The sequence below is a fragment of the Pseudomonas sp. P8_241 genome, assembly GCF_034008315.1.
Taxonomy (GTDB): Bacteria; Pseudomonadota; Gammaproteobacteria; order Pseudomonadales; family Pseudomonadaceae; genus Aquipseudomonas.
Window position 1 is genome coordinate 2,031,544 of the sequence record NZ_CP125377.1, and the last position, 26,479, is coordinate 2,058,022.

Annotated in this window: 26 protein-coding genes and 1 pseudogene; 17 read left to right on the forward strand and 10 right to left on the reverse strand. The window is 57.2% G+C overall.

Translation table 11 applies throughout. The features are described from left to right. The first annotated feature begins 2 nt into the window (after positions 1 to 2). From sdhA to QMK58_RS09305, 10 genes are all read left to right on the forward strand, one after another. A complete protein-coding gene (gene sdhA, locus QMK58_RS09260; RefSeq protein WP_053156807.1) occupies positions 3 to 1,775 on the forward strand; it encodes a succinate dehydrogenase flavoprotein subunit in 1,773 nt (590 codons plus the stop codon). An 11-nt stretch (positions 1,776 to 1,786) separates the two neighbouring features. Then, complete coding sequence (locus tag QMK58_RS09265) at positions 1,787 to 2,491, forward strand: succinate dehydrogenase iron-sulfur subunit (RefSeq protein WP_008063297.1); 705 nt, start codon at positions 1,787 to 1,789, stop codon at positions 2,489 to 2,491. Between the two features lie 252 nt (positions 2,492 to 2,743). After that, positions 2,744 to 5,575, forward strand: a complete 2,832-nt coding sequence (locus QMK58_RS09270) for a 2-oxoglutarate dehydrogenase E1 component (protein WP_053156810.1) — start codon at positions 2,744 to 2,746, stop codon at positions 5,573 to 5,575. 42 nt (positions 5,576 to 5,617) lie between these two features. Then, the gene (gene odhB / locus QMK58_RS09275; RefSeq protein ID WP_320396177.1) at positions 5,618 to 6,838 is read left to right on the forward strand and encodes a 2-oxoglutarate dehydrogenase complex dihydrolipoyllysine-residue succinyltransferase; all 1,221 of its coding nucleotides are present in this window, start codon (positions 5,618 to 5,620) and stop codon (positions 6,836 to 6,838) included. Positions 6,839 to 6,936: 98 nt separating this feature from the next. Next, complete coding sequence (lpdA, locus tag QMK58_RS09280; RefSeq protein WP_053156817.1) at positions 6,937 to 8,373, forward strand: dihydrolipoyl dehydrogenase; 1,437 nt, start codon at positions 6,937 to 6,939, stop codon at positions 8,371 to 8,373. A 196-nt stretch (positions 8,374 to 8,569) separates the two neighbouring features. Next, positions 8,570 to 9,736, forward strand: a complete 1,167-nt coding sequence (gene sucC, locus QMK58_RS09285) for an ADP-forming succinate--CoA ligase subunit beta (RefSeq protein ID WP_007919879.1) — start codon at positions 8,570 to 8,572, stop codon at positions 9,734 to 9,736. Continuing rightward, positions 9,736 to 10,617: a succinate--CoA ligase subunit alpha gene (sucD, locus tag QMK58_RS09290; RefSeq protein WP_053156820.1), complete on the forward strand. Its 882-nt coding sequence runs from the start codon at positions 9,736 to 9,738 to the stop codon at positions 10,615 to 10,617. Before sucC ends, sucD begins: the two co-directional genes overlap by 1 nt. Positions 10,618 to 10,990: 373 nt before the next feature. Then, on the forward strand, positions 10,991 to 12,304 hold the full coding sequence (brnQ, locus tag QMK58_RS09295) for a branched-chain amino acid transport system II carrier protein (RefSeq protein WP_053156823.1): 1,314 nt from the start codon (positions 10,991 to 10,993) through the stop codon (positions 12,302 to 12,304). 274 nt (positions 12,305 to 12,578) lie between these two features. Next, positions 12,579 to 13,316: a DUF599 domain-containing protein gene (locus tag QMK58_RS09300; RefSeq protein ID WP_053156826.1), complete on the forward strand. Its 738-nt coding sequence runs from the start codon at positions 12,579 to 12,581 to the stop codon at positions 13,314 to 13,316. After that, the gene (locus QMK58_RS09305; protein ID WP_053156830.1) at positions 13,316 to 13,717 is read left to right on the forward strand and encodes an MAPEG family protein; all 402 of its coding nucleotides are present in this window, start codon (positions 13,316 to 13,318) and stop codon (positions 13,715 to 13,717) included. Before QMK58_RS09300 ends, QMK58_RS09305 begins: the two co-directional genes overlap by 1 nt. 80 nt (positions 13,718 to 13,797) lie before the next feature. On the opposite strand, the gene QMK58_RS09310 is transcribed toward QMK58_RS09305, so the two are convergent. After that, positions 13,798 to 14,034 carry a hypothetical protein gene (locus tag QMK58_RS09310; RefSeq protein ID WP_053156833.1) on the reverse strand — a complete coding sequence of 79 codons (237 nt, stop codon included), beginning with the start codon at positions 14,032 to 14,034 and terminating at the stop codon, positions 13,798 to 13,800. Between the two features lie 158 nt (positions 14,035 to 14,192). Between QMK58_RS09310 and QMK58_RS09315 the strand changes: the two genes are divergently transcribed. The 4 genes from QMK58_RS09315 to QMK58_RS09330 all read left to right on the forward strand — a co-directional run bounded on the left by QMK58_RS09315 (position 14,193) and on the right by QMK58_RS09330 (position 17,901). Next, the gene (locus QMK58_RS09315) at positions 14,193 to 14,669 is read left to right on the forward strand and encodes a PaaI family thioesterase (RefSeq protein WP_053156836.1); all 477 of its coding nucleotides are present in this window, start codon (positions 14,193 to 14,195) and stop codon (positions 14,667 to 14,669) included. Continuing rightward, complete coding sequence (locus QMK58_RS09320) at positions 14,666 to 15,118, forward strand: PaaI family thioesterase (RefSeq protein ID WP_053156839.1); 453 nt, start codon at positions 14,666 to 14,668, stop codon at positions 15,116 to 15,118. Before QMK58_RS09315 ends, QMK58_RS09320 begins: the two co-directional genes overlap by 4 nt. An 81-nt stretch (positions 15,119 to 15,199) precedes the next feature. Then, on the forward strand, positions 15,200 to 17,104 hold the full coding sequence (gene htpG / locus QMK58_RS09325) for a molecular chaperone HtpG (RefSeq protein ID WP_053157090.1): 1,905 nt from the start codon (positions 15,200 to 15,202) through the stop codon (positions 17,102 to 17,104). A 68-nt stretch (positions 17,105 to 17,172) separates the two neighbouring features. Next, a complete protein-coding gene (locus QMK58_RS09330; RefSeq protein WP_320396178.1) occupies positions 17,173 to 17,901 on the forward strand; it encodes a dienelactone hydrolase family protein in 729 nt (242 codons plus the stop codon). Positions 17,902 to 18,000: 99 nt separating this feature from the next. Here the strand turns inward: QMK58_RS09330 and QMK58_RS09335 are convergent, their stop codons facing one another. Both QMK58_RS09335 and QMK58_RS09340 read right to left on the reverse strand, forming a co-directional pair. After that, positions 18,001 to 18,861, reverse strand: coding sequence for a pirin family protein (locus tag QMK58_RS09335; RefSeq protein ID WP_320396179.1), 861 nt, complete (start codon positions 18,859 to 18,861; stop codon positions 18,001 to 18,003). Between the two features lie 62 nt (positions 18,862 to 18,923). Beyond that, positions 18,924 to 19,340: an OsmC family protein gene (locus tag QMK58_RS09340; RefSeq protein ID WP_053156847.1), complete on the reverse strand. Its 417-nt coding sequence runs from the start codon at positions 19,338 to 19,340 to the stop codon at positions 18,924 to 18,926. Here QMK58_RS09340 and QMK58_RS09345 point away from each other — a divergent pair. Continuing rightward, on the forward strand, positions 19,339 to 19,554 hold the full coding sequence (locus QMK58_RS09345) for a hypothetical protein (RefSeq protein WP_156322317.1): 216 nt from the start codon (positions 19,339 to 19,341) through the stop codon (positions 19,552 to 19,554). The two genes, QMK58_RS09340 and QMK58_RS09345, sit on opposite strands and share 2 nt — an antisense overlap. Before the next feature lie 660 nt (positions 19,555 to 20,214). On the opposite strand, the pseudogene QMK58_RS09350 reads toward QMK58_RS09345, so the two are convergent. Beyond that, positions 20,215 to 20,604 (reverse strand): annotated as a pseudogene (locus tag QMK58_RS09350) (DUF3108 domain-containing protein); the annotation flags it as partial. A gap of 166 nt (positions 20,605 to 20,770) precedes the next feature. Here QMK58_RS09350 and QMK58_RS09355 point away from each other — a divergent pair. Then, the gene (locus QMK58_RS09355; RefSeq protein ID WP_082344435.1) at positions 20,771 to 20,980 is read left to right on the forward strand and encodes a hypothetical protein; all 210 of its coding nucleotides are present in this window, start codon (positions 20,771 to 20,773) and stop codon (positions 20,978 to 20,980) included. 22 nt (positions 20,981 to 21,002) lie between these two features. Here QMK58_RS09355 and QMK58_RS28925 read toward each other — a convergent pair whose 3' ends face one another. From QMK58_RS28925 to purM, 6 genes are all read right to left on the reverse strand, one after another. After that, positions 21,003 to 21,290 (reverse strand): DUF4225 domain-containing protein, encoded by a 288-nt coding sequence (locus tag QMK58_RS28925; protein WP_371259773.1) that lies wholly within the window; start codon positions 21,288 to 21,290, stop codon positions 21,003 to 21,005. Beyond that, positions 21,197 to 21,529: a DUF4225 domain-containing protein gene (locus QMK58_RS09360; RefSeq protein ID WP_256220594.1), complete on the reverse strand. Its 333-nt coding sequence runs from the start codon at positions 21,527 to 21,529 to the stop codon at positions 21,197 to 21,199. The genes QMK58_RS28925 and QMK58_RS09360 overlap by 94 nt, the downstream gene beginning before the upstream one ends. Before the next feature lie 128 nt (positions 21,530 to 21,657). Further along, on the reverse strand, positions 21,658 to 22,140 hold the full coding sequence (locus QMK58_RS09365; protein ID WP_320396522.1) for an Hcp family type VI secretion system effector: 483 nt from the start codon (positions 22,138 to 22,140) through the stop codon (positions 21,658 to 21,660). Between the two features lie 442 nt (positions 22,141 to 22,582). Further along, the gene (locus tag QMK58_RS09370; RefSeq protein ID WP_053156852.1) at positions 22,583 to 23,296 is read right to left on the reverse strand and encodes a DUF3108 domain-containing protein; all 714 of its coding nucleotides are present in this window, start codon (positions 23,294 to 23,296) and stop codon (positions 22,583 to 22,585) included. 8 nt (positions 23,297 to 23,304) lie between these two features. Then, positions 23,305 to 23,955 (reverse strand): phosphoribosylglycinamide formyltransferase, encoded by a 651-nt coding sequence (gene purN / locus QMK58_RS09375; protein WP_053156855.1) that lies wholly within the window; start codon positions 23,953 to 23,955, stop codon positions 23,305 to 23,307. Then, a complete protein-coding gene (gene purM, locus QMK58_RS09380; RefSeq protein ID WP_053156858.1) occupies positions 23,955 to 25,013 on the reverse strand; it encodes a phosphoribosylformylglycinamidine cyclo-ligase in 1,059 nt (352 codons plus the stop codon). Before purM ends, purN begins: the two co-directional genes overlap by 1 nt. Before the next feature lie 384 nt (positions 25,014 to 25,397). Here purM and QMK58_RS09385 point away from each other — a divergent pair, with 384 nt between their 5' ends. Then, positions 25,398 to 26,459, forward strand: coding sequence for a DUF2066 domain-containing protein (locus tag QMK58_RS09385; protein ID WP_053156861.1), 1,062 nt, complete (start codon positions 25,398 to 25,400; stop codon positions 26,457 to 26,459). Positions 26,460 to 26,479 lie beyond the last annotated feature (20 nt).

Here is a 26,479-nt window from a genome sequence, read left to right on the forward strand (position 1 = left end):
TCATGGCTAACATTCCAACGATTTCTTTCGACGCCATCATTATTGGTGGTGGCGGTGCCGGCATGCGCGCAGCGCTGCAACTGGCACAGGGCGGTCACAAGACTGCCGTGATCACCAAGGTTTTCCCGACCCGTTCGCACACTGTTTCCGCCCAGGGCGGCATCACCTGTGCCATCGCGTCCGCTGACCCGAACGATGACTGGCGCTGGCACATGTACGATACCGTCAAGGGTTCCGACTACATCGGTGACCAGGACGCTATCGAATACATGTGTCAGGAAGGCCCGGCTGCCGTTTACGAGCTGGATCACATGGGTATGCCGTTCTCGCGTACCGAGCAAGGTCGTATCTACCAGCGTCCATTCGGTGGTCAGTCCAAGGACTACGGTAAAGGCGGCCAGGCTGCGCGTACCTGCGCTGCGTCCGACCGTACCGGTCACGCTCTGCTGCACACCCTTTATCAGGGCAACCTGAAAGCCGGTACCGTGTTCCTGAACGAGTACTACGCTGTCGATCTGGTGAAGAACGGCGAAGGCGAGTTCGTCGGCGTGATCGCCATCTGCATCGAAACCGGCGAAACCACCTACATCCGTGCCAAGGCCACCGTACTGGCTACCGGCGGTGCAGGTCGTATCTACGCTTCGACCACCAACGCCCTGATCAACACCGGTGACGGCGTTGGTATGGCACTGCGTGCTGGCGTTCCGGTGCAAGACATCGAAATGTGGCAGTTCCACCCGACCGGCATCGCCGGCGCCGGTGTACTGGTCACCGAAGGTTGCCGTGGTGAAGGTGGATACCTGATCAACAAGCACGGCGAGCGTTTCATGGAGCGTTATGCTCCGAACGCCAAAGACCTTGCCGGTCGTGACGTGGTTGCTCGTTCGATGGTTAAAGAAATCATCGCCGGCAACGGTTGCGGTCCGAATGGCGACCACGTAATGCTCAAACTCGACCACCTGGGCGAGGAAGTGCTGCATAGCCGTCTGCCAGGCATCTGCGAACTGTCGAAGACTTTCGCGCACGTTGACCCGGTTGTTGCGCCGGTTCCGGTTGTTCCGACCTGCCACTATATGATGGGCGGCGTTGCCACCAACATTCATGGTCAGGCGATCACACAGGACGCCGAAGGCGTTGACACCATCATCCCGGGTCTGTTCGCAGTGGGTGAAGTGGCTTGCGTATCGGTTCACGGTGCCAACCGTCTGGGCGGCAACTCGTTGCTCGACCTGGTGGTGTTCGGCCGCGCTGCCGGCCTGCACCTGGAAAAAGCACTGACCGACGGCATCGAATACGACGACGCTACCGAAGCCGATATCGAAGCTGCCCTGTCGCGCCTGAACGCACTGAACAGCCGTACTGAAGGCGAAGACGTGGCTACCCTGCGTCGCGAGCTGCAGAACTGCATGCAGAACTACTTCGGTGTATTCCGTACCGGCGAATACATGCAGAAGGGTATTGCCCAGCTGGCTGACCTGCGCAAGCGCATCGCCAACGTCAAGATCAACGATAAGTCGCAGGCGTTCAACACTGCACGTATCGAAGCGCTTGAGCTGCAGAACCTGCTGGAAGTGGCAGAAGCTACCGCCATCGCTGCAGAAGTACGTAAAGAGTCCCGCGGTGCTCACGCCCGTGAAGACTTCGAAGACCGTGACGACGAAAACTGGCTGTGCCACACCCTGTACTTCCCGGGTGACAAGCGCGTGACCAAGCGTGCTGTGAACTTCTCGCCGAAGACTGTTCCGACTTTTGAACCTAAGATTCGGACTTATTAAGGGTGGCCGCCATGTTGCAAGTCAGCGTTTATCGTTACAACCCTGATCAGGACGCCGCGCCGTTCATGCAGGAATTCCAGGTTGATACCGGTGGTAAAGACCTGATGGTGCTGGACGTGCTGGCCCTGATCAAAGAGCAGGACGAAGGTTTCTCCTATCGTCGCTCTTGCCGTGAAGGTGTTTGCGGTTCCGATGGCATGAACATCAACGGCAAAAACGGTCTGGCCTGCGTCACACCGTTGTCTGCTGTCGTGAAAGGCAACAAGTTGATCGTTCGTCCTCTGCCAGGTTTGCCGGTTATCCGTGACCTGGTCGTCGATATGAGCATCTTCTACAAGCAATACGAGAAGGTTAAGCCCTACCTGCAGAACGACACGCCGGCTCCGGCCATCGAGCGTCTGCAGTCCCCTGAAGAGCGTGAAAAGCTCGACGGTCTGTACGAGTGCATCCTGTGCGCTTGCTGCTCGACCTCTTGCCCGTCCTTCTGGTGGAACCCGGACAAATTCCTGGGTCCAGCTGCTCTGCTGCAAGCGTATCGCTTCCTGGCAGACAGCCGTGACACCAAGACGTCCGAGCGTCTGGCTTCGCTGGATGACCCGTTCAGCGTATTCCGCTGCCGCGGGATCATGAACTGCGTCAACGTATGTCCGAAAGGCCTGAACCCGACTAAGGCCATCGGTCACATCCGTAACATGTTGCTGTCTAGCGGCGTGTGATTCAGCTGCTGTACCCGTTGTACCCGTAGATGCTACGGCGCAGGCTTCAACCGGCGCCGTAGTTTTAACCTGAGCAGCAGCTTAAAAGGCTGGGCTCTTATTTTGAAGAAATGAGACAAGCAGGGGCATCCGGGCTGGTACCCGGACTATCAGTGTGATCCTAGTGGCTTGTTTTGGTCGCTGCATTCGGACTTCTGCAAGCTTGCTCTGTGTCGACACCGGTGGTGTTCCCCTAACCGAGGGTGACCAAGCATGCAAGAAAGCGTGATGCAGCGCATGTGGAACAGCGCCTACCTATCCGGTAGTAACGCTGCCTATGTGGAAGAGCTCTACGAGCTCTACCTGCACGACCCTAACGCTGTGCCAGAAGAGTGGCGCACCTACTTCCAGAAGTTGCCTGCTGACGGCAACTCTGCCACCGATGTTTCGCACTCGACAATTCGCGATCATTTCGTCCTGCTGGCAAAGAACCAGCGCCGCGCCCAACCGGTTTCCGCCGGCAGCGTGAGCAGTGAGCACGAGAAGAAGCAAGTTGAAGTGCTGCGATTGATCCAGGCCTACCGTATGCGTGGCCACCAGGCAGCCCAGCTTGATCCGCTGGGGCTGTGGCAGCGTCCTGCACCTGCAGACCTGTCGATCAATCATTACGGCTTGACCAATGCCGATCTTGATACGACCTTCCGTGCCGGCGACCTGTTCATCGGCAAAGAGGAAGCGAGCCTACGCGAAATTCACGAAGCGTTGCAGCAGACATATTGCCGCACCATCGGCGCTGAATTCACGCACATTACCGATTCCGAGCAGCGCCAGTGGTTCCAGCAGCGTCTGGAAAGCGTGCGCGGCCGTCCGACGTACTCCGCCGACATCAAGAGCCACCTGCTTGAGCGCGTGACTGCCGGTGAAGGCCTGGAAAAATACCTGGGCACCAAATACCCGGGTACCAAGCGTTTTGGCCTGGAAGGCGGCGAAAGCCTGATTCCGATGCTCGACGAGCTGATCCAGCGTTCCGGTTCCTACGGCACCAAGGAAATCGTCATCGGCATGGCCCACCGTGGCCGTCTGAACGTACTGGTCAACACCTTCGGCAAGAACCCGCGCGAGCTGTTCGACGAGTTCGAAGGCAAGAAGAAGGTCGAGCTGGGTTCGGGTGACGTTAAATACCACCAGGGCTTCTCGTCCAACGTGATGACCACCGGCGGTGAAGTTCACCTGGCGATGGCGTTCAACCCGTCCCACCTGGAAATCGTTTCCCCGGTGGTCGAGGGTTCGGTACGCGCCCGTCAGGATCGTCGCAACGATCCAACCGGTGAGAAGGTTCTGCCGATCTCCATCCACGGTGACGCGGCTTTCGCCGGTCAGGGCGTGGTCATGGAAACCTTCCAGATGTCGCAGACCCGCGGTTTCAAGACCGGCGGTACCGTGCACATCGTGATCAACAACCAGGTCGGTTTCACCATCAGCAACCCGCTGGACTCGCGCTCCACCGAGTACGCGACCGACGTTGCGAAAATGATCCAGGCGCCGATCCTCCATGTGAATGGTGATGATCCGGAAGCCGTATTGTTCGTGACCCAGCTGGCCATCGACTACCGCATGCAATTCAAGCGTGACGTGGTGATCGACCTGGTCTGCTACCGTCGTCGCGGCCACAACGAGGCCGACGAACCTAGCGGTACCCAGCCGATCATGTATCAGCAGATCACCAAACAGCGCACCACCCGTGAGCTGTATGCCGATCGTCTGACCCAGGGCGGTGTGCTGGACGCAGAGCGTGTTCAGGCGAAAGTCGACGAATACCGCAGCGCGCTGGACAACGGTCTGCACGTTGTGAAAAGCCTGGTCAAAGAGCCGAACAAAGAGTTGTTCGTGGACTGGCGTCCGTATCTGGGCCACGCCTGGACCGCGCGTCACGACACTCGCTTTGATCTGAAGACCCTGCAGGAACTGTCCGCCAAGCTGCTGGAAATTCCGGAAGGCTTCGTGGTTCAGCGCCAGGTTGCGAAGATCTACGAAGACCGTCAGAAGATGCAAGCCGGCGGCCTGCCGATCAACTGGGGTTACGCCGAAACCATGGCGTACGCGACCCTGGCGTTCGAAGGTCACCCGATCCGCATGACCGGCCAGGACATCGGCCGGGGTACGTTCTCGCACCGTCATGCTGTGCTGCACAACCAGAAAGACGCGGGCACCTACATCCCGTTGCAGAACCTGTACGACGGTCAGCCGCGTTTTGACCTGTACGACTCGTTCCTGTCCGAAGAAGCGGTGCTGGCGTTCGAATACGGCTACTCGACCACCACGCCGGATGCGCTGGTGATCTGGGAGGCCCAGTTCGGCGACTTCGCCAACGGTGCCCAAGTGGTTATCGACCAGTTCATCACCAGTGGCGAGCACAAGTGGGGCCGTCTGTGCGGTCTGACCATGCTGCTGCCGCACGGTTATGAAGGTCAGGGGCCAGAGCACTCCTCGGCTCGTCTGGAGCGTTACCTGCAACTGTGCGCCGAGCACAACATTCAGGTCGCGGTACCGACTACGCCGGCACAGATCTACCACTTGCTGCGTCGTCAGGTGATTCGCCCGCTGCGCAAGCCGTTGATCGTTTTGACTCCGAAGTCGTTGTTGCGTCACAAGCTGGCCATTTCGACCCTGGAAGATCTGGCCGAAGGTTCGTTCCAGACCGTTATCCCGGAAATCGATGCCCTGGACCCGAAAAAGGTCGAGCGCGTTGTTCTGTGTAGCGGCAAGGTCTACTACGACCTGCTGGAAAAACGCCGTGCCGAAGGCCGTGACGATATCGCCATCGTGCGTATCGAGCAGCTGTACCCATTCCCTGAGGACGACTTGAAAGAAGTCCTGGCGCCTTATACCAACGTCAAAGCTGCCGTTTGGTGTCAGGAAGAGCCGATGAACCAGGGTGCGTGGTACTGCAGCCAACACCACATGCGTCGAAGCATCAGCAACCTCGACAAGTCTCTCGTACTTGAGTACGCGGGCCGCGAGGCTTCTGCTGCACCGGCATGCGGTTACGCCTCGATGCACGCCGAGCAGCAGGAACAATTGCTGCAAGCGGCCTTTACTGTTTAACGCCTTCGCGCACCTGAAACCGAATTTAAGGACTCACAGACAATGGCTATCGAAATCAAGGCCCCCACTTTCCCGGAATCGGTTGCCGATGGCACCGTTGCCACCTGGCACAAAAAACCAGGCGACGCTGTAAAGCGTGACGACCTGATCGTAGACATCGAGACCGACAAGGTTGTGCTGGAAGTGTTGGCAGAAGCCGACGGCGTCCTGGGCGCCATCGTGGCCGAAGAGGGCGCTACCGTTCTTTCTGCCCAGGTACTGGGTTCCATCGAAGCGGGCGGCGCTTCTGCCGCTCCAGCTGCTGCCGCGGCTCCGGCTGCTGCACAGGCTGCTGCTCCAGCTGCCGAAGGCGAAGACGATCCTGTTGCTGCACCGGCTGCTCGCAAGCTGGCTGAAGAAAATGGCATCAACATCGCTTCCGTTGCCGGCACTGGCAAAGGCGGTCGTGTGACCAAGGAAGACGTGGTTGCAGCTGTTGCTGCCAAGAAAGCCACTCCGGCTGCCGCGCCTGCCAAGGCGGCTGCACCTGCCGCTGCTGCTCCGGTGTTCGCTGCTGGCGACCGCATCGAGAAGCGCGTGCCGATGACCCGCGTTCGTGCCACCGTGGCCAAGCGTCTGGTTGAAGCTCAGTCGAACATGGCGATGCTGACCACTTTCAACGAAGTCGACATGACCGAAGTCATGGCCCTGCGTTCGAAGTACAAGGACCTGTTCGAGAAGTCCCACAATGGCGTGCGCCTGGGCTTCATGTCGTTCTTCGTGAAAGCGGCCACCGAAGCGCTGAAACGCTTCCCGGCTGTCAACGCTTCGATCGACGGCGGCGACATCGTTTACCACGGCTACGCTGACGTCGGCGTTGCAGTTTCCAGCGATCGCGGCCTGGTTGTACCGGTTCTGCGTAACGCCGAACTGATGAGCCTGGCTGAAATCGAAGGCGGCATCGCCACCTTCGGCAAGAAAGCCCGCGACGGCAAACTGTCGATGGACGAAATGACCGGTGGTACGTTCACCATCACCAACGGCGGTACTTTCGGTTCGATGATGTCGACCCCGATCGTCAACCCGCCACAAGCCGCCATCCTGGGCATGCACAACATCATCCAGCGTCCAATGGCCATCAACGGCCAGGTCGTTATCCGTCCGATGATGTACCTGGCACTGTCCTACGATCACCGTCTGATCGATGGCAAAGAAGCTGTGACCTTCCTGGTGACCATCAAGAACCTGCTGGAAGATCCGGCTCGTCTGTTGCTGGATATCTGATAGAAGCAGCCATGAGCTGCAAGTCCAGGCTGTCGGAAAACCCGCTGCCTGGCTTGCAGCTTGCGGCTTGAAGCTTTTCGCTAAAGAGGATTTTTTGAATGTCGCAGAAATTTGACGTAGTAGTGATCGGCGCGGGCCCTGGCGGTTACGTGGCTGCCATCAAGGCCGCTCAGCTTGGTCTTTCGACGGCCTGCATCGAGAAGTACACCGACAAGGAAGGTAAACTGGCTCTGGGCGGTACTTGCCTGAACGTCGGCTGCATTCCATCCAAAGCCCTGCTGGACAGCTCGTGGAAATTCCACGAAGCCCAGGACGGTTTCGCGATCCACGGTATCAACCACGCTGGCGTGACCATGGACGTGCCAGCAATGGTGGGCCGCAAGGCCAACATCGTCAAAGGCCTGACCTCCGGCGTTGCGACCCTGTTCAAAGCCAACGGTGTGACCTCCATCCAGGGTCACGGCAAGCTGCTGGCCGGCAAAAAAGTTGAAGTCACCAAGCCTGATGGCTCGGTAGAAATCATCGAGGCCGAAAACGTCATCCTGGCTCCAGGTTCGCGTCCGATCGACATTCCGCCAGCACCGGTTGACCAGAATGTGATCGTCGATTCGACCGGCGCCCTGGAATTCCAATCCGTGCCTAAGCGTCTGGGCGTGATCGGCGCTGGCGTGATCGGTCTGGAGCTGGGTTCGGTCTGGTCGCGTCTGGGTGCAGAAGTCACTGTCCTGGAAGCCCTGGACACCTTCCTGATGGCAGCCGATGCCGCTGTTTCCAAGGAAGCGCTGAAAACCCTGACCAAACAGGGTCTGGACATCAAGCTGGGCGCTCGCGTGACCGGTTCGAAAGTGAACGGCGACGAAGTCGTGGTGAACTACACCGATGCCAAAGGCGAACAGAACATCACTTTCGACAAGCTGATCGTAGCCGTTGGTCGCCGCCCGGTGACCACTGATCTGCTGGCTGCCGACTGCGGCGTGACCCTGGACGAGCGCGGTTTCGTGCACGTCGACGATCACTGCGCTACCACCGTGCCGGGCGTTTACGCCATCGGCGACGTGGTTCGCGGCATGATGCTGGCGCACAAGGCGTCGGAAGAAGGCATCATGGTTGTCGAGCGCATCAAGGGTCACAAGGCTCAGATGAACTATGATCTGATCCCTTCGGTTATTTATACTCACCCGGAAATCGCGTGGGTCGGTAAAACCGAGCAGGCCTTGAAAGCTGAAGGCGTTGAAGTTAACGTCGGCACCTTCCCGTTCGCAGCCTCCGGCCGTGCCATGGCTGCCAACGATACCGGTGGTTTCGTCAAGGTCATCGCAGATGCCAAGACAGACCGCGTACTGGGCGTCCACGTGATTGGCCCAAGCGCTGCCGAACTGGTTCAGCAGGGCGCGATCGGTATGGAATTCGGCACCAGCGCTGAAGACCTGGGCATGATGGTTTTCTCCCATCCGACCCTGTCTGAAGCCTTGCACGAAGCTGCTTTGGCAGTGAATGGCGGCGCCATCCACATCGCCAACCGCAAGAAGCGTTAAGACAATAAGAAACCACGGCGGAATGGCCCGTCGTGAGCCTTGCATGCAAGACTCACCGCGGAATATCCGCTGGACGCAGTCTTGCGTAGCTGCACCGGTTGTCCGGAAAGGCTACGCAAGCAGCAGTCACAGGTGGTGCGGCACTTGAATGAGTGCAGCACCGAATGCGCAGTACCTAACGAAGACGGTAATAAGCATGAATCTTCACGAGTATCAGGGTAAGCAGCTGTTCGCTGAATACGGCCTGCCAGTTTCCACCGGTTACGCAGTAGACACCCCGGAAGCAGCAGCAGAAGCTTGCGACAAAATCGGCGGCAGCGAGTGGGTTGTCAAAGCCCAGGTCCACGCCGGTGGTCGCGGTAAAGCGGGCGGCGTAAAGCTGGTTCGCAGCAAAGAAGACGCCAAAGCCTTCGCACAGCAGTGGCTGGGCAAGCGTCTGGTGACTTACCAGACTGACGCCAATGGTCAGCCAGTCACCAAGATCCTGGTTGAATCGTGCACTGATATCGCTAAAGAGCTGTACCTGGGCGCTGTCGTTGACCGTTCGAGCCGTCGTATCGTGTTCATGGCTTCCACCGAAGGTGGCGTGGACATCGAGAAAATCGCTCACGACACTCCAGAAAAAATTCTGAAAGCCACTATCGATCCACTGGTTGGCGCTCAGCCATTCCAGGGTCGCGAGCTGGCATTCCAGCTGGGCCTGGAAGGCAAGCAAGTTGCTCAGTTCGCCAAGATCTTCGTAGGTCTGGCCAAACTGTTCAAGGATCACGACCTGGCTCTGCTGGAAGTGAACCCGCTGGTGATCAAGGCTGATGGCGATCTGCATTGCCTCGACGCCAAGATCAACATCGACGCCAACGCCATGTACCGTCAGCCTAAGCTGAAAACTTTCCACGATCCGTCGCAAGACGATCCGCGCGAAGCGCACGCTGCCAAGTTCGAACTGAACTACGTAGCACTGGAAGGCAACATCGGTTGCATGGTCAACGGTGCTGGCCTGGCCATGGGTACCATGGACATCGTCAACCTGCATGGCGGCAAGCCAGCCAACTTCCTCGACGTGGGCGGCGGTGCTACCAAAGAGCGCGTTACCGAAGCGTTCAAGATCATTCTGTCCGACACTAACGTCGCTGCAGTACTGGTCAACATCTTCGGCGGCATCGTTCGTTGCGACATGATTGCCGAAGGCATCATCGGCGCCGTGAAAGAAGTCGGCGTGAAAATCCCGGTTGTTGTTCGCCTTGAAGGCAACAACGCTGAGCTGGGCGCTAAAGTACTGGCAGAAAGCGGTTTGAACATCATCGCTGCTACCAGCCTGACCGACGCTGCTCAACAAGTTGTTAAAGCTGCGGAGGGCAAATAATGAGCGTCCTGATCAATAAAGACACCAAAGTTATCTGCCAGGGTATTACCGGTTCGCAAGGTAGTTTCCACACCCAGCAAGCCATCGAATACGGCACCAAGATGGTTGGTGGCGTAACTCCAGGCAAAGGCGGCACCGAGCACCTGGGTCTGCCAGTGTTCAACACCGTTAAAGACGCAGTAGCTGCCACTGGCGCTACCGCCAGCGTGATCTACGTTCCGGCTCCTTTCTGCAAAGATTCGATCCTGGAAGCTGCTTTCGGCGGCATCAAGCTGATCGTCTGCATCACCGAAGGCATTCCTACCCTGGACATGCTGGACGCTAAAGTTAAGTGCGACGAGCTGGGCGTAGTCCTGATCGGCCCTAACTGCCCAGGCGTGATCACCCCAGGCGAATGCAAGATCGGCATCATGCCAGGTCACATTCACTTGCCAGGCAAGGTCGGTATCGTTTCCCGTTCCGGCACCCTGACCTACGAAGCTGTGAAGCAGACTACTGACGCCGGTTTCGGTCAGTCGACTTGCGTCGGCATCGGTGGTGACCCGATCCCGGGTTCGAACTTCATCGACATCCTGAAGCTGTTCCAGGAAGACCCGAAGACCGAAGCGATCGTGATGATCGGCGAGATCGGCGGTTCGGCTGAAGAAGAAGCGGCTGCCTACATCAAGGCACACGTGACCAAGCCGGTTGTTTCCTACATCGCTGGTGTGACTGCTCCTCCGGGCAAGCGCATGGGCCATGCTGGCGCAATCATCTCTGGCGGCAAAGGCACTGCAGACGAGAAGTTTGCTGCCCTGGAAGACGCAGGCGTTAAAACCGTGCGTTCGCTGGCAGACATCGGCAAGGCTTTGTCCGAGCTGACCGGTTGGGCTGTCAAGTAAGCCTCGCGCTTAGCTGACGCTTCACCAAACAAAGGCCACCTTCGGGTGGCCTTTGTCGTTTTTGAAGATCAAAAGATCGCAGCCTGTGGCAGCTCCTACATTGGATCGCATTTCCCGTAGGAGCTACCGCAGGCAGCGATCTTTTGATCTTTTAATGCATAAACGCGACATCGAAGTGTCGCAGATCGGAATGTTCGCCCCGTAACAGTGCGTTTATCGGTCAAATTCGTTAGGCTACGCGCCATTTTTGCGTCCGCAGCCCACAAGGCGGCAACGCGCTAAAAGGGTTGGTCCCATACGGACCGACAGCATTTCCCTCACCCATAGGGAAATCCCTCTCTAAATTCCGATTCAGTAGTGTGGTATTTCCTTAATGAAAGTGTTGAAAGGCCAGGACATCCTGGCACTTGGTTTTATGACGTTTGCCCTGTTCGTCGGGGCCGGCAACATCATCTTCCCGCCTATCGTCGGTTTGCAGTCCGGACCTCATGTCTGGATGGCGGCGCTGGGTTTCCTGGTCACGGCAGTCGGTCTGCCAGTGATCACCGTTGTGGCGCTGGCCAAGGTCGGTGGTGCCATGGATGCGCTGAGCAGCCCGATCGGTAAAGTCGCCGGTGGCCTGTTGGCAGCCGCCTGCTACCTCGCTGTGGGTCCGCTGTTCGCGACACCGCGCACTGCGACCGTATCGTTCGAAGTGGGGCTGGCGCCTTTGACCGGCGAGAGCCCGTTGGCGCTGTTCCTCTACAGTTCGGTGTACTTTCTGTTGGTGTTCTTCATCTCGCTCTATCCGGGCCGCCTGCTGGACACTGTAGGCCGTTTCCTCGCCCCGCTGAAGATCATCGCGCTCGCCGTTCTGGGCATTGCTGCATTCGCCTTGCCGGCGGGTGATATTGGTCAAGCCACGCCTGAGTACGTTGCGGCACCGTTCTCCCAAGGGTTCATCAATGGTTATCTGACCATGGATACCTTGGGCGCACTGGTGTTCGGCATTGTCATTGTCAACGCCATCCGCTCCCGTGGCGTCGAGTCGCCAGCACTGATCACCCGTTATGCGATCATCGCCGGCCTGATCGCCGGTGTCGGGTTGGCACTGGTGTATGTCAGTCTGTTCCGCCTGGGTTCGGGCAGCCACGAAGTGGCCGCTGGCGCTACCAATGGCGCAGTGGTATTGCATGCTTACGTGCAACATACCTTTGGTTCGTTGGGCAGCGGCTTCCTTGCCGTGCTGATCTCTTTGGCGTGCCTGGTGACAGCGGTCGGCCTGACCTGCGCCTGTGCCGAGTATTTCAGCCGTGTGTTGCCGCTGTCCTACAAGACACTGGTGATCATCCTCGCGGCATTCTCGCTGCTGGTGTCCAACCTGGGCCTGACCAAACTGATTGCGTTCTCGATCCCGGTGCTCACCGCGATCTATCCACCGTGCATCGTTCTGGTGGCGTTGAGCTTCTGCAAGGACTTCTGGCATGAGCAGAGTCGCATCCTTGGCCCAGTGATGCTGGTGTCGTTCATCTTCGGCTTGATCGATGCCCTGAAGGGGGCCGGTCTGGCTGACTGGATGCCGACTCAACTGACCCATTTGCCGCTGAGCGAGCAAGGTCTGGCATGGCTGGTGCCATCGGTGATGACGCTGGTGGTCGCCGTGGTCTGTGATCGTCTGTTGGGCAAGCGCGCCGAAGCGTTGGCTTAAGCCTCAAAGGCCGGCCGCTAGCCGGCCTGACAAGCCAATACAGAAATGCCCCGTATCGATTGATACGGGGCATTTTTTTTGTGAGGGATGCGGTGTCTTTTGCGTTGCGCTAACGTCGAAGCATTGCCGAATCGATTGTAGGGGCGAGCTTGCTCGCGAAGAACCCGAGAGTAACGCGTTTATCCAGAAATCACGTGCCATGGTTTGCGACCATCGCGAGCAAGCTCGCTCCTACAGGCTTTATGTACGCCGTTAACACATCACAAGGACCTGCATGTCGTTTATCCAAGCCAACCTGATCCACATTCTTGCCGCTATCTGGTTTGTCATCTGCTGGGGCGGTTACACCCGCTATGCGACGTGGAAGGGCCGCGACACGGCGTGTCTGGCCAGCGTCCTGCACCTGTACCGCGAAGACTGGATGCGTCGCATGCTGCTGCGAGACAACCGCATTGCTGATGCCAGCGTGATCGGTAACCTTGAGCGCAACGCGTCATTTTTTGCTTCCAGCACGTTGATCATCCTGGCGGGCATTCTCACGGTGCTCGGCGCTTCCGAGCGTGCAGTGTCATTGCTGGCGGATATTCCAATGGTGCAACAGGCGTCCCAAGGCATGTCGGAGATCAAGTTGCTGTGCCTGGCGCTGGTGTTTGTCTATGCGTTCTTCACCTTCAGCTGGTGCATGCGCCAGTACAACTTCGCGGCGATTCTGGTCGGTTCGGCGCCGATGGTCGGTGAGCGTCATGTTTCCGAACAGGAACGCAAAGCCTTCGCCTCCCGGGCGGCGCGGGTTATTTCGATGGCCGCCAACCAGTTCAACTTCGGGCTGCGCTCCTACTACTTCGGCATGACGATGCTGGCCTGGTTTGTCAGCCCCTGGTTGTTCATGTTGATGAGCGCCGGTGTGGTGTTCGTGTTGTATCGCCGCGAGTTTCACTCTGACGTTCTCGACGTGATGGTCTATACCCCTACAGAGGCACCCTTGCCCGATGTGAGTAAAGAGGCGGCTTGATGAGTATTCCGTTCTGGTGCGTGTTTATCTCGGCGTTGCTGATCTTCGTGGCGCGTATGCCCGTGAGCAAGGCGATGAAAGAGCAGGGTGGTTACAACAATCACCAGCCACGCCAACAGCAGGCGCAACTCACGGGGTTGGGTGCGCGCGCGGTGGCGGCCCACCAGAACAGTTTCGAAGCTTTCTTGTTATTCGCCGTGGGTGTGTTGATGGCGCATACCACTCAAACGGCAGGATGGCTCATCGATTTGCTGGCGATCATCTTCGTGATTTCGCGAGTGATCTACCTGGCGTGTTACTGGAAAGATCTGGCTTGGCAGCGCAGTCTTGTTTGGCTGGTGGGATTGGTCTGTTCGTTGTTACTGATGATTAGTCCGACTTTTCGAACGATTTTGCTCTAGCGCTAACGATGCAACAAAAAACTCCGGACAAAAGAAAACCCGCACTTGGCGGGTTTTCTTTTGTCGCGCTAAAAACTGTTTTAGTTTTTAGGGGCGGCCTCTTTAGCCGCTGCTTCGTTCGATTCAGCCTGAGCTTTGGCAGCTTCGGCGTTTTCTTTCGCAGCGTCGTTCACTTTATCCTGAGCTTTGTTCATGTCTTGCTGAGCCTGCTCAGCATGTTTGGCGGCATCTTGAGCTTTGTCCTCGGATTTTTTATCGCAGGCAGCGAGACCGAGGGAAGCGGTCAACATCAAGGCAATAGCTAAAGTCTTACGCATGGGGTGTTTCTCCTTATGGAAAATATCTACTGGCTTTAAGAGCGCAGGCGTTCGGGTTAAGTTCCACAATTTGTGCAGATATATAAGTTTGTTCTAACGCGGAACTTTTACCGGGACTTTCACTGCACTGGGCCAACACTAACAAGAGTCTTTATCAAATGGCTGAAAACCCCGTTTTTGAGCGCGCCAGGCGATTCCTATCGGCGTTGCGGCATTGTCAGGTACTTGGATTGCGAGTTCACAGCGCCAGCCACGAAGGCCTCACCGTTGTGCTGCCATACAGCCCGCAAATCGTCGGCAATCCTGAAACCGGCGTCATTCATGGCGGCGCCTTGACCTCGTTGATGGACACGGCTTGCGGCATGTCTACGCTCTGCGTACTGCCAGAATTCGAAGTCTGCCCGACGCTCGACCTGCGCATTGATTACATGCACGCCGCCGAGCCTCATAAAAATGTCTACGGTTTTGCCCAGTGCTACCGGGTGACCACCGATGTGATCTTTGCCCGCGGCTTCGCTTATCAGGACGACCCGGAGCATCCCATCGCCCATGTGGTCGGCACATTCATGCGCATGGGCAAGGGCATTAAAGGCACCAAAGGCTTCGGTGGCGCCATCGCCGGAGGAGTGAAATGACCATTAGCTTTCAGGCGCAACTGCAAGCGGCCCATGAGCAGGGGGACTACAGTTCGCTGTTGCAGCTGATTCCGTACGCCACGCTGATCGGCGTCGAATGCTCACGGGTGGGGGATGAACTGCTTTTTCGTCTGCCGGCCAACAAAGACAATATTGGTAATCCTTTATTGCCGGCCATTCATGGCGGAGTAATCGCCGGTTTCATGGAGTTGTCCGCCGCGTTGCATCTGCTGGTCGCGACCGGATCGCCCGGTGTGCCGAAGATCATCGACTTCTCCCTGGACTACCTTCGGGCCGGGCAATTTCGCGATACCTGGGCCCGTTGCCAGGTATGTCGCCAGGGCCGCAGAGTCGCCAATGTGGCGATTACCGCCTGGCAAAGCACCGAAGCCGAACCCATTGCCACCGCCCGCGCCCATTTCAAACTCGAGGAGCCCTTGAAATCCTGATCGGTGCCCCAAACTCTGAGGACAACCCGCCGTCGATCATTCGGGTCGCGGTTTATGCCATCTGATTGGAGTTTGATGACCATGAGTGTGGAAACTCAAAAGGAAACCCTGGGCTTCCAGACCGAGGTGAAGCAACTGTTGCACCTCATGATCCATTCGCTGTATTCCAACAAGGAAATTTTCCTTCGCGAATTGATCTCGAACGCCTCTGACGCTGTCGATAAATTACGTTTCGAAGCCCTGGCCAAACCAGAGCTGCTGGAAGGTGGCGCCGAACTGAAAATCCGTGTGAGCTTCGACAAGGACGCTAAAACCGTCACCCTCGAAGACAACGGTATCGGCATGAGCCGCGAAGACGCGATCACCCATCTGGGTACCATCGCCAAGTCCGGCACCGCCGATTTCATGAAGCACCTGAGCGGCGACCAGAAGAAAGATTCACACCTGATCGGTCAGTTTGGTGTCGGCTTCTATTCCGCTTTCATCGTTGCCGACAAGGTCGACGTGTACAGCCGTCGCGCCGGCGCTGCTGCCAGCGAAGGTGTGCACTGGTCGTCCAAAGGCGAAGGCGACTTTGAAGTCGCTACCGTCGAAAAGGCCGACCGTGGCACGCGCATCGTCCTGCACCTGAAATCCGGCGAAGACGAGTTCGCCGATGGCTGGCGCCTGCGCAACATCATCAAGAAGTACTCCGACCACATCGCGTTGCCAATCGAGTTGCCGAAAGAAGTGGCAGCTGCTGAAGGCGAAGAGAAGCCTGCCGTTGAATGGGAAACCGTCAACCGCGCCAGCGCTCTGTGGACCCGTCCGCGTACCGAGGTCAAGGACGAGGAATACCAGGAGTTCTACAAGCACATCGCTCACGACTTCGAAAACCCGCTGAGCTGGAGCCACAACAAGGTCGAAGGCAAGCTCGAATACAGTTCGCTGCTGTACGTGCCGGCCCGTGCCCCGTTCGATCTGTACCAGCGTGAAGCGCCGAAAGGCCTGAAGCTGTACGTGCAGCGTGTGTTCGTCATGGATCAGGCTGAGTCCTTCCTGCCGTTGTACCTGCGCTTCATCAAGGGCGTGGTCGACTCCAACGATCTGTCGTTGAACGTGTCCCGGGAAATCCTGCAGAAAGACCCGATCATCGACTCCATGAAGTCGGCGCTGACCAAGCGCGTTCTGGACATGCTGGAAAAGCTGGCGAAGAACGAGCCCGAGCAATACAAAGGCTTCTGGAAAAACTTCGGCCAGGTCATGAAAGAAGGCCCGGCAGAAGACTTCGCCAACAAAGAGAAAATCGCCGGTCTGCTGCGTTTCGCCTCGACCAACGGCGATGATGGCGAGCAGGTTGTCGGCCTGGCTGACTATCTGGCACGCGCCAAGGAAGGTCAGGACAAGATTTACTACCTGACCGGCGAAACCTACGCGCAAGTCAAAAACAGTCCGCACCTGGAAGTCTTCCGCAAGAAAGGCATCGAAGTGCTGCTGCTGACCGATCGCATCGACGAGTGGCTGATGAGCTACCTCAGCGATTTCGACGGCAAGAGCTTTGTCGACGTGGCGCGCGGTGACCTGGACCTGGGCAACCTGGACTCGGAAGAGGACAAGAAGGCTGCGCAAGAAGTCGCCAAGGCCAAAGAAGGTCTGGTCGAGCGTCTGAAAACCGCCTTGGGCGAATCCGTTGCTGAAGTGCGGGTTTCCCATCGTCTGACCGACTCCCCGGCAATTCTGGCCATCGGTGAACAGGACCTGGGTCTGCAAATGCGTCAGATCCTCGAAGCCAGCGGTCAGAAGGTTCCGGATTCGAAGCCGATCTTCGAATTCAACCCGACTCACCCGCTGATCGAGAAGCTCGACAACGAGCAGAGCGACGAGCGCTTCGGCGATCTGTCGCACATCCTCTTCGATCAGGCCGCTCTGGCTGCCGGCGACAGCTTGAAAGACCCGGCGGCCTACGTGCGCCGTCTGAACAAGCTGCTGGTCGAACTATCAGCTTAACTGTGTTGCAGAAAAACCCGCTTCGGCGGGTTTTTTTTATTCTGGTGTTCAACAATCAGGAGTCATAAATGAGCCAAATCACTGTACGTTCCGTTGCCTATCAGATTGATGGGCGGGAGTACGAAAGCCGTCTGGCTTTCGATGCCGACCAAAAAGGTCCGACTCCGGGTCTGTTGATGGCGCCGAACTGGATGGGCGTCAGCGCCGGCGCTGAAGAGATTGCCAGGTCGGTGGCGGCCAAGGGCTACGTGGTGCTGATCGCGGACCTCTACGGTCAATCGGTTCGTCCGACCAACAACGATGAAGCGGCCGCGGCGATGATGCCGTTGAAAGATGACCGTCCGTTGCTGCGCAAACGCATGCAGGTGGCGTTCGAACAGCTGCAAAGCCAGGGTGAAGCGGCCGTTGATACGTCGAAACTGGCGACTTTCGGGTTCTGCTTCGGCGGTTGCTGTGCTTTGGAGTTGGCGCGTACCGGTGCTCCGGTCAAGGCGGCTGTGTCGTTCCACGGCACTCTCGATACGCCGAATCCGGCTGATGCGAACAACATCAAGGGTAAAGTGCTGGTGCTGCACGGTGCTTCCGATCCATTGGTGCCGAAGGAGCAGTTGCCAGCCTTTGAAGATGAGATGAATGCGGCGGGTGTGGATTGGCAGTTGCTGAGTTATGGCGGTGCCTTCCACTCGTTCACCGATCCGCATGCCAACGTTGCGGGGATGATGATGTACGACGCTAAAATCGCCGCTCGAGCGTTTACCTCAATGCATAACTTGCTGGATGAAGTGTTCAAGGGCTGATTAGCTTTGAGGTCAAAAGATCGCAGCCTTCGGCAGCTCCTACAGAATGACGTGATTCCTGTAGGAGTGGCCGAAGGCTGCGATCTTTTGCTTTTTATCCTAAGGCAATTCGATCCGCTCCACCTCCCCCGGAACTGTCGGCCAATCCCCGGCCGCCCAGCGACGGCGCGCCTCGTCGATGGCTGCCGGATCGCTTGCGACAAAATTCCAGTTGATCCGTCGTGGCCCGTCCAGCGGTGCACCGCCGAACAGAACGACATGACTGTCGCTTTCAGCGAACAGGGTCATTTCTACTCCGGCAGGCAGCACCACCAGCGAGTGCGGTTCTATTGGCTCGCCATCCAGTTGCACCTCACCACTCAATACATATAGCGCGCGTTCTTCGTGCTCGGTGGGAATCAGCATTGTCGTCGCTGTTTGCAGGTGCAGCTCAGCGTACAACGTAGGTGAAAGCACCGGTACTGGCGATTCCAGGCAAAAGCCTGAGCCGGCAATCAGGCGGATTTTCACACCGAGGTTGTCGCTGACCGGAAGCGTGGATGCGCGATGGTGGCTGTAATGGCCGGGACCCTGTTCATGTTCTTTGGGTGATGCCAGCCAAATCTGCAGGCCATGCATCGTGAAGCCGCTGCTTTGAAGCGCCTCAGGGGTACGTTCGACGTGAGCAATGGCGCTGCCGGCGGTCATCCAGCTGACATCACCGGCATTCACTACCTGATCGGAGCCCAGGCTATCCTTGTGCTGAATCTGCCCCTGGAACAGGTAGGTCAAAGTGGAGAGGCCAATGTGCGGATGCTGGCGGATGTTCATGCCTTTGCCGGGCGGATAACGGGTCTCCAACATGTGGTCGAAAAACACGAATGGCCCGACGCTGCGACACTTGGCCGATGGCAGCGGGCGGAGAATCGGCTGGCCTTCGACATCTTCGGCGCGGGGGCGGATCACGAGCGGAGTGTTCATGGTGCGTTCCAGGCTGAGCGGGTGATGCCGTCGAGCATAACCCGCTTGCGTTGCCCTTGCCGCTACTGGCTGAAGGCACCTTCGGACAGATGGGTCTCGATGCTGACTTCGCTGGTGGTCATCAGCTTGTGCACCGGGCAGCGGTCGGCCACCCGGTGCAGCTCTTCACGCTGGGCGTCGGTGAGCACGCCCTTGAGGGTCAGTTTCACATGCAGGGCATATTTACCTTTCTGTTCTTCACTGTTGTCACGTTTGACCTCCACGCCAACGCCGGTCAGCGGAATGTCCTTTTTCTTCGCGTACATCTTCAAGGTCAGGGCCTTGCAGGCGCCCAGCGCGGCATCGAAGTAATCGTGCGGCTCCGGCGCCGAACCTTCTCCGCCTGCCGATGGCGGGGCATCGGCAAAGAGTTCGTGGTCATCGATCTGGACGGTATGGCGCAAGCCTTCAGCAGAAACGGTGTTGACGGTGACAGTCATGGGAAACCTCGCAGGCAGCAGGAAAAGTCATTCGATCAAGAAAGACCTTGAAGGTATAGAGCATTACACCGCGCGTGCGTTCCGCATTCCTCCTGTAGGAGCTGGGGCAGGCTGCGATCTTTTGATCTTCAAAAAAAAGCATTTGCGCAATGCTGTTCACTTAAGCATGGGGTTGTTAAAAACTGGATTGGGGGGATATCCATTGCTGCGGTAACGGCCACTTATGGTTTCGCCCTTACGGCGAGTCCCTTTTTCAAACGCCAAAAAGGAACCAAAAGGCTCTTGCCCCACCACTCGGTGCCTCTAGGCTCGGCATGCCCTCTCTCCGGCATTGCTCCGTGGGTCGCCGCGATGGGCCATCCATGGCCCAGCGCGGCTAAACCGGCGTCCTGCCGGTTTACCCACTACGCAATGCCTGCGTTCGGCCATCGTGGTTTAACGGGGCGCCACGATCAAAAGCAAAGCGAGGCGGCCTGACAGCCGACCTGTTTCTAGTGAACACGTTTCCCTGTAGGAGCGAGCTTGCTCGCGATGGTCGCCAACGATAAAGCGCCCTGTCTGGATGACTGCGTTGTCTGGAAGTCCATCGTCGGAACGCCGCCTGGAGCAGGCGCGCTCCTACAATTGGATCGCGCACAGACCTGCAATCAGGTCGGCTGTCAGGCCGCCTCGCTTTGGCTTTGGCTTTTTGATTTTCTTGCCCTATATCGAGAGGCCGAGTGGAGGTTCTGCGCAGGCTTTTCCAAGTGACTCGCTGTAAGAGCAAAACCATAGGTGGCCGTTACCGCAGGAATGGATATACACCTAATCCAAATATCCACCTGGAGCCCTCCAACGTAAAGTGAACAGCATTACCGCATTCGCGGGGCTTCGTTCAACTGCCCTTAACCGAGTTGCCGTTCACCGCGCCGTCCAGGAGCATGATGTTGTACTCCCTGCCATCGGTCTCGACCTGTTGCAGGCGAACCAGCAGGTAATCCCAATCCTTGGCGAACCACAGCACGGTGATGCGCTTGCTTTGTGTTGGGTCGCGCACGCGCTCGACCTCGACCTTGATCGCATCGATCTGGCCAGCCTTGGTTTCGACTTTTTCCGAACCCAGCACGCGGAAGTCGTAGGTATCGACTTCGCCATCATCGACGACCTGATAGCTCATGCTTTTCTTGCCGGCGGCCACGTCATGCTGCAGCTCCAGCTGGTAGGTGGATTTGTCGAGCATGCCGCGGTTGAGGGCAATATTGACCGCGTCGCCGCTACCGGTGCCCTTGTCGGCGGTCAGGGTGTTTTTCTTCGGACAGCCAATCAGTTCAGTCATCGCCGCCAGTCAAATTCAATTACAAATGCTTTTCTGGTGTCGTCCGAAGAAGTGTTTATTTGTTTTGCAAGGCCGTATTAATCTCGATGCTCACATCGGTTGGATATGATGGCTAATGAATCTTGAAAATATTCGATACCATATCGCAGTCACTCTCTTGGTTTTAGGGTGTTCAATTCCGGTCATGGGAATGGTGGTCTGGGTAATTACTGAGATAATCCCGCTTGAAGATCGAGCCTTGAAAATTGCTTATTTAACAACCTATGTGTTTATAGTATTGCTTGGCTTGCGCTTTTACATTCCAAGAATGCGCGGCATGACATAAAATAGCAGCGCATCATCCAGTATTATGGATTATTAAGTGTTGATTGGTTTTCTTCGTGAATGGCGCTCAATGTGATCGAGTCAACTAATCCTTCAAAGAGCAAAGCCAGCCTCCCAGTTTGCTGATAGCTCCGCTCATTACTAATAGGGTCAAATCGAAAAAACTGTACAGAGCCTGGTTTTCGCACAACTCTGAACATTCCGTAACCCGACAAGATCAAGTCTGTTGTGTAGTACGCCATATTGCCGCTGTAGCTATCCCTAAATAACGCCTGATAGCCGCGCCGAATAGGTCCTTGAGTGGCAGGCATGTCTGGGCCGTTATAATATTGGCCGCACCTTCGGCGATATTGTTAGCCCCATGACTGACTAGAAGTGCGCCAGGTATAACTCCGACTCCCCAGGATGCACCTGTAACCACTACCCCTGCTTTAATCTGTGCGCCTCCTGCTAGAATATTGATGCCGTTTTGAGTATAAAAAAGTGACTTGGATATTAGCTCCGCATGTTCAGCCCCGATCTGCCGCAGCCCTTCCCATGCGCTTATCACGCCCTCATCAACGGCCTGAATAATTTCCGATGTGCGCCATGCCTATGCTGCAGCCAGCTGCAACCAATTCTGACGCCGCTCTGGTCACGTCATGAATATCACAGGAAGTTTCATTCGTTATCATTCATTCAGCTACTGTAAGCGCTTGTTGCTCCCGGAATGTGCGCCCAAACAATATCTCTATGTCGAATAGATACCAACTCTTGCGGCTCGGCATCATTCATGCGAATTGCATGGGGTACCTGCTGACTGATTTGTGCAATGCGCGCCCCTGTGAGGCGAATGGAATAATACCGTTCTTGCCCTCCAGTCGAGGCAGTCCTGTATAAGTTGATGGTGCAGTCCAATTCTTCACCACCATGCAGTGCGCTCGCCAGCAGTGGTGATGATTTGTCGATGGCTTTGGTTATCATGATAGGCATGTGTTTACCGCGACCACCGGTAATGCTTCCGTCATTGCCTGCAACCATATCATTCGAAAAAGCCAGCACCATGATTTCGTCCTGATGACCGAATTGGCACTTATTGCCGATAGAACTTTGGCCTGAGCAGCCGGCAGAAATCTTCCCTTGACGCTTACCGGTAATACTCATGTAGCTATGGCTCGCAATTAAGGTCGCTCCTTAATTTATTGGGAGCGCCAGATTATAGGAGAAGTGTTGATCCTGGCTTTAGGCTGTTTCTGAAAATGCAATATTTCACCCGTTTTGTTTTAGATTAAGAAATTGCTGTGGGAAATTACGACGTGGCTTGTAGGATTAAGGCGTCAGGGAAGATCTAAGAGTTTGTGTACTAAAAAATTCCCGGTACTTAAATCTGGTTTCTTAAAGTATCTATATTCTTGTGTTCGAAGGTTTTTCAGCGGGGATATATGAAGTGCGGGTATTAATGTCGTATGGGCTAAAGAGTTGCCGAGGGCGAGCGGGTCCTGTTCAGCAGAAAAAAATCCGATGCCAGAGGTCTGGCATCGGATTTTCGGAGAAGCTCGCAGGGGTTTAATTGCTTACGCAAACTACGTTGCCGCAATGGCGGTGTTTTACATGTCGATCCGAATCAGCTGCCTTTGACAGTCTTGCCGTTGACCGTACCGTTCAGGAGCATGATGTTGTACTCCTTGCCGTCGGTTTCGACCTGTTGCAGGCGGACCAGCAAGTAGTCCCAATCCTTGGCGAACCACAGCACGGTGATGCGCTTGCTTTGTGTCGGGTCGCGCACGCGTTCGACCTTGATTGCCTCGATCTGGCCAGCCTTGGTGTCGACTTTTTCCGAACCCAGCACGCGGAAGTCATAGGTATCGACTTCACCATCATCGACCACTTGATAGCTCATGCTTTTCTTGCCGGCAGCTACGTCATGCTGCAGCGCCAACTGGTAAGTGGATTTGTCGAGCATGCCACGGTTGAGCGCAATCTTGACCGGGTCACCACGATCGGTGCCGGTGACCATCTTGGTGGTCCAGTCGAAATCCAGGTCGGCTTTCTTGGCTTTACCCAGGCCACCGCGTTCGAAGTGATACGACTGCGGCAGAAAAGTGTCCTTGTCCACGGTCAGAGTGCTTTCTTCGGACAGGCTGGCAATCATCATTGATGCCTTGAAGCTCAGCTTCCACTTGCCGCCACCCAGGCTTTCGAGGCTTCGCTCGGCAGTGCCGCTCATGGGCAGTTGTTTCCAGTCGGCGGTGTAGCTGGCGGAGAACGGTTGTAGGTCTGCAGCCTGTGCGAAGGGTAAGGCAAGCAAGGCGCAAGCGAAGAGCAGGGCGCGACGCATAAAATCTCCTAGGGTCGAATCAAGTGGCCACTGGCCGCGAGTAACTGTCCATCCAGTAAAGCACCTTGTTCGCCGAGGGCTAGACGACCTTCGGCAAACCAGCGTACCGCCATCGGGTAAATCAGGTGTTCCTGTACATGGACCCGCTGCGCCAGGCTCTGCGGCGAGTCATGCAACTCTACCGGTATTACTGCTTGTACGACCAGTGGTCCGCCATCGAGTTCCTCGGTGACGAAGTGCACGGAGCAGCCATGCTCGGCGTCGCCGGCCTCCAGCGCGCGCTGATGAGTATGTAGCCCTTTGTATTTGGGTAGCAGCGACGGGTGGATATTGAGCAGGCGACCCTGATAGTGGCGCACGAATCCAGCGCTGAGAATGCGCATGAAACCGGCCAGTACAACGAGTTTGGGGTTGAAGGCGTCGATCAGTTCGATCAGCGCGGCATCGAAGGCCTCGCGACCTTCGAAGGCCTTGTGATCCAGGGTGCGAGTGTCGATACCCGCATCCCTGGCGCGTTGCAGGCCGTAAGCGTCGGCGCGGTTGGAAATCACCGCAGCGATGCGGACCGGGCTGTCGCCGGTCCGCGTGCTGTCGATCAAGGCCTGCAAGTTACTGCCGGTGCCGGAGAGCAGCACCACGACATCACAGGTCTTAGGCATCAGTGAGCCTTGAGGTTCTTCAATTCGACCTGAGCCGCGCCTTCGGCAGCGGTGGAGATCTGACCGATGACCCATGGCTGCTCGCCGGCTTCACGCAGGACGTTCAGGGCGGTTTCAACGTGCTCTTGAGCCACGCAGATGACCATGCCGACGCCGCAGTTCAGGACGCGGTGCATTTCGTTTTCATCGACGTTGCCTTTCTCTTGCAGCCAGTCGAACACCGCCGGGCGGGTCCAGCTCGCCACGTCAACCACCGCCTGTGCACCTTTAGGCAGGACGCGCGGGATGTTGTCCAGCAGGCCGCCACCGGTGATGTGGGCCATGGCTTTGACTGCGCCGGTTTCCTTGATCAGCTTGAGCAGCGGCTTGACGTAGATACGGGTTGGCGCCATCAGCAGGTCGGTCAGTGGCTTGCCGTCGAGCTGGGTGTTTTCGATGTCGGCACCGGACACTTCGATGATCTTGCGGATCAGCGAGTAGCCGTTGGAGTGCGGGCCGGAAGACGGCAGGGCGAGCAGGGCATCGCCGGCTGCGACTTTGGATCCGTCGATGATCTCGGATTTTTCCACGACGCCGACGCAGAAGCCGGCCAGGTCGTAGTCTTCGCCTTCGTACATGCCAGGCATTTCTGCAGTCTCACCGCCAACCAGTGAGCAACCGGACAGCTCGCAGCCAGCACCGATGCCGGTTACGACCTGGGTCGCGGTTTCGACGTTGAGTTTGCCGGTGGCGTAGTAGTCGAGGAAGAACAGTGGCTCGGCGCCGCAGACCACCAGGTCATTCACGCACATGGCGACCAGATCGATACCGATGCTGTCGTGCTTGTTGAGGTTCAGTGCCAGGCGCAGCTTGGTGCCGACACCGTCAGTACCGGAAACCAGCACAGGCTGCTTGTAGCCGGCCGGGATTTCGCAGAGGGCGCCAAAACCGCCCAGGCCGCCCATGACTTCCGGGCGCGCAGTGCGCTTGGCGACGCTCTTGATGCGTTCGACCAATGCTTCACCGGCGTCGATGTCTACACCGGCGTCCTTGTAGCTCAGGGAGGGTTGCTTGCTCATGATCCAGGCCTTTAGGGGGGATTTCTGGGTAACGACCGAGTCCAGCGGGACCGCCGAACTGCGTAGGCAAGAGCCATGCGCGCTATTCGGACACTGCCCGGCTGTTGCCGGTCTGCGAAGGCGCGCGATTTTATCAGGCTTGAGCGGCAGCGACCATCCTCACGCCGACAGCAGGGGCATATCTGCTTAAAAAAAACCGTGATTGAGCCGTGTCATTGGCATCCTTCATGGCTGTAAGGTATCGCGATTAACCGTCTATCGTTATGGCAGTGCGAAAAACTTACCCAGGGCGTGTGAATGTTTGGCGTCGGTCGAGGGTCACAGCCTTGCCCGATTGTTCTCATGCGGTCTGTTCCAAGCCGCTCTTGTCGTCAGGAATCGTCCATGCGTTTTTGTAAATTCTTGTTTGTGGGCTGTTTGTCATTGTTCAGCCTTGTGGGTCATGCCGAAACCGTCAAAGGCCTCTATCAAGTGCGTGAACCAGTCAATGGTCAGTCGCCCGAGGAGCGCGAGCAGGCGACTCAGCGTGCGCTGGATACGCTGGTGGTACGCCTGACCGGCGATCCCAAGGCTGCGCAGAGTCCGGGGTTGGCGGCGGTTCGCAAGGATCCGCAACAAATCATCAGTCAGTACGGTTTTGAAGCCGGTCCGCCGGAAGTGTTGAAAGTCGATTTCGATCCGGGCACGACTGAGCAAGCTCTGCGCCGTGCCGGTTTGCCCATGTGGGGTGCCAATCGGCCGTCGATTCTGGGTTGGTGGCTGAATGATTCGACTGAGGGTTCCAGCCTTGTCGGCGATGGTCAGGCCAGCGCAACACCGCTGCGACGGGCCGCACAGCATCGTGGATTGCCATTGCGCTTGCCATTGGCGGACTTGAATGAACAGATCATCGCCACGGCACCGAATCTGGAAGGCACTGACCCGGCGCCGTTGCGCGGTGCTTCGGAACGATACAACGCAGACGCCTTGCTGGCGGTGCATGCCCGTGAGGAAGGTGGCCAGTGGCAAGCCAATTGGCGGCTGTGGCTTGGTGATCAGAAAGAGGCCGGCACTGTGCAGGGCGCCGATCAGGCGGCTTTGGCCGATGCGGTGATGCTGGCGGTCAATCAGCGTCTGGCGCCCCGTTTCGTCGCCAAGCCTGGGGCTTCAGGTCAGCAGTTGGTAGAAGTGCAGGGCATGAATCTTGAGCGATACGCCGCGCTTGGGCGTTTGCTTGAGCCATTTGGCGGGCGGCTGCAAGGTGTTGATGGTGACCGGATACTTTATCGGGTAAATGGCAGTGTCGAACAATTGAAGGCGCAGATGTCGCTGGCGAGATTGCAGGAAATGCCGGTCGAACCCGCACCGGCGCCAGTAGTTTCCGCCCAGCCTGTGGCTGGAGGCGCGGCACCTGCCGCAGCGCCAGCCCCTGTCGCACCGACACCGCAATTGCGTTTTCGTTGGTAAATCGTTTTCGTTCCTTATAT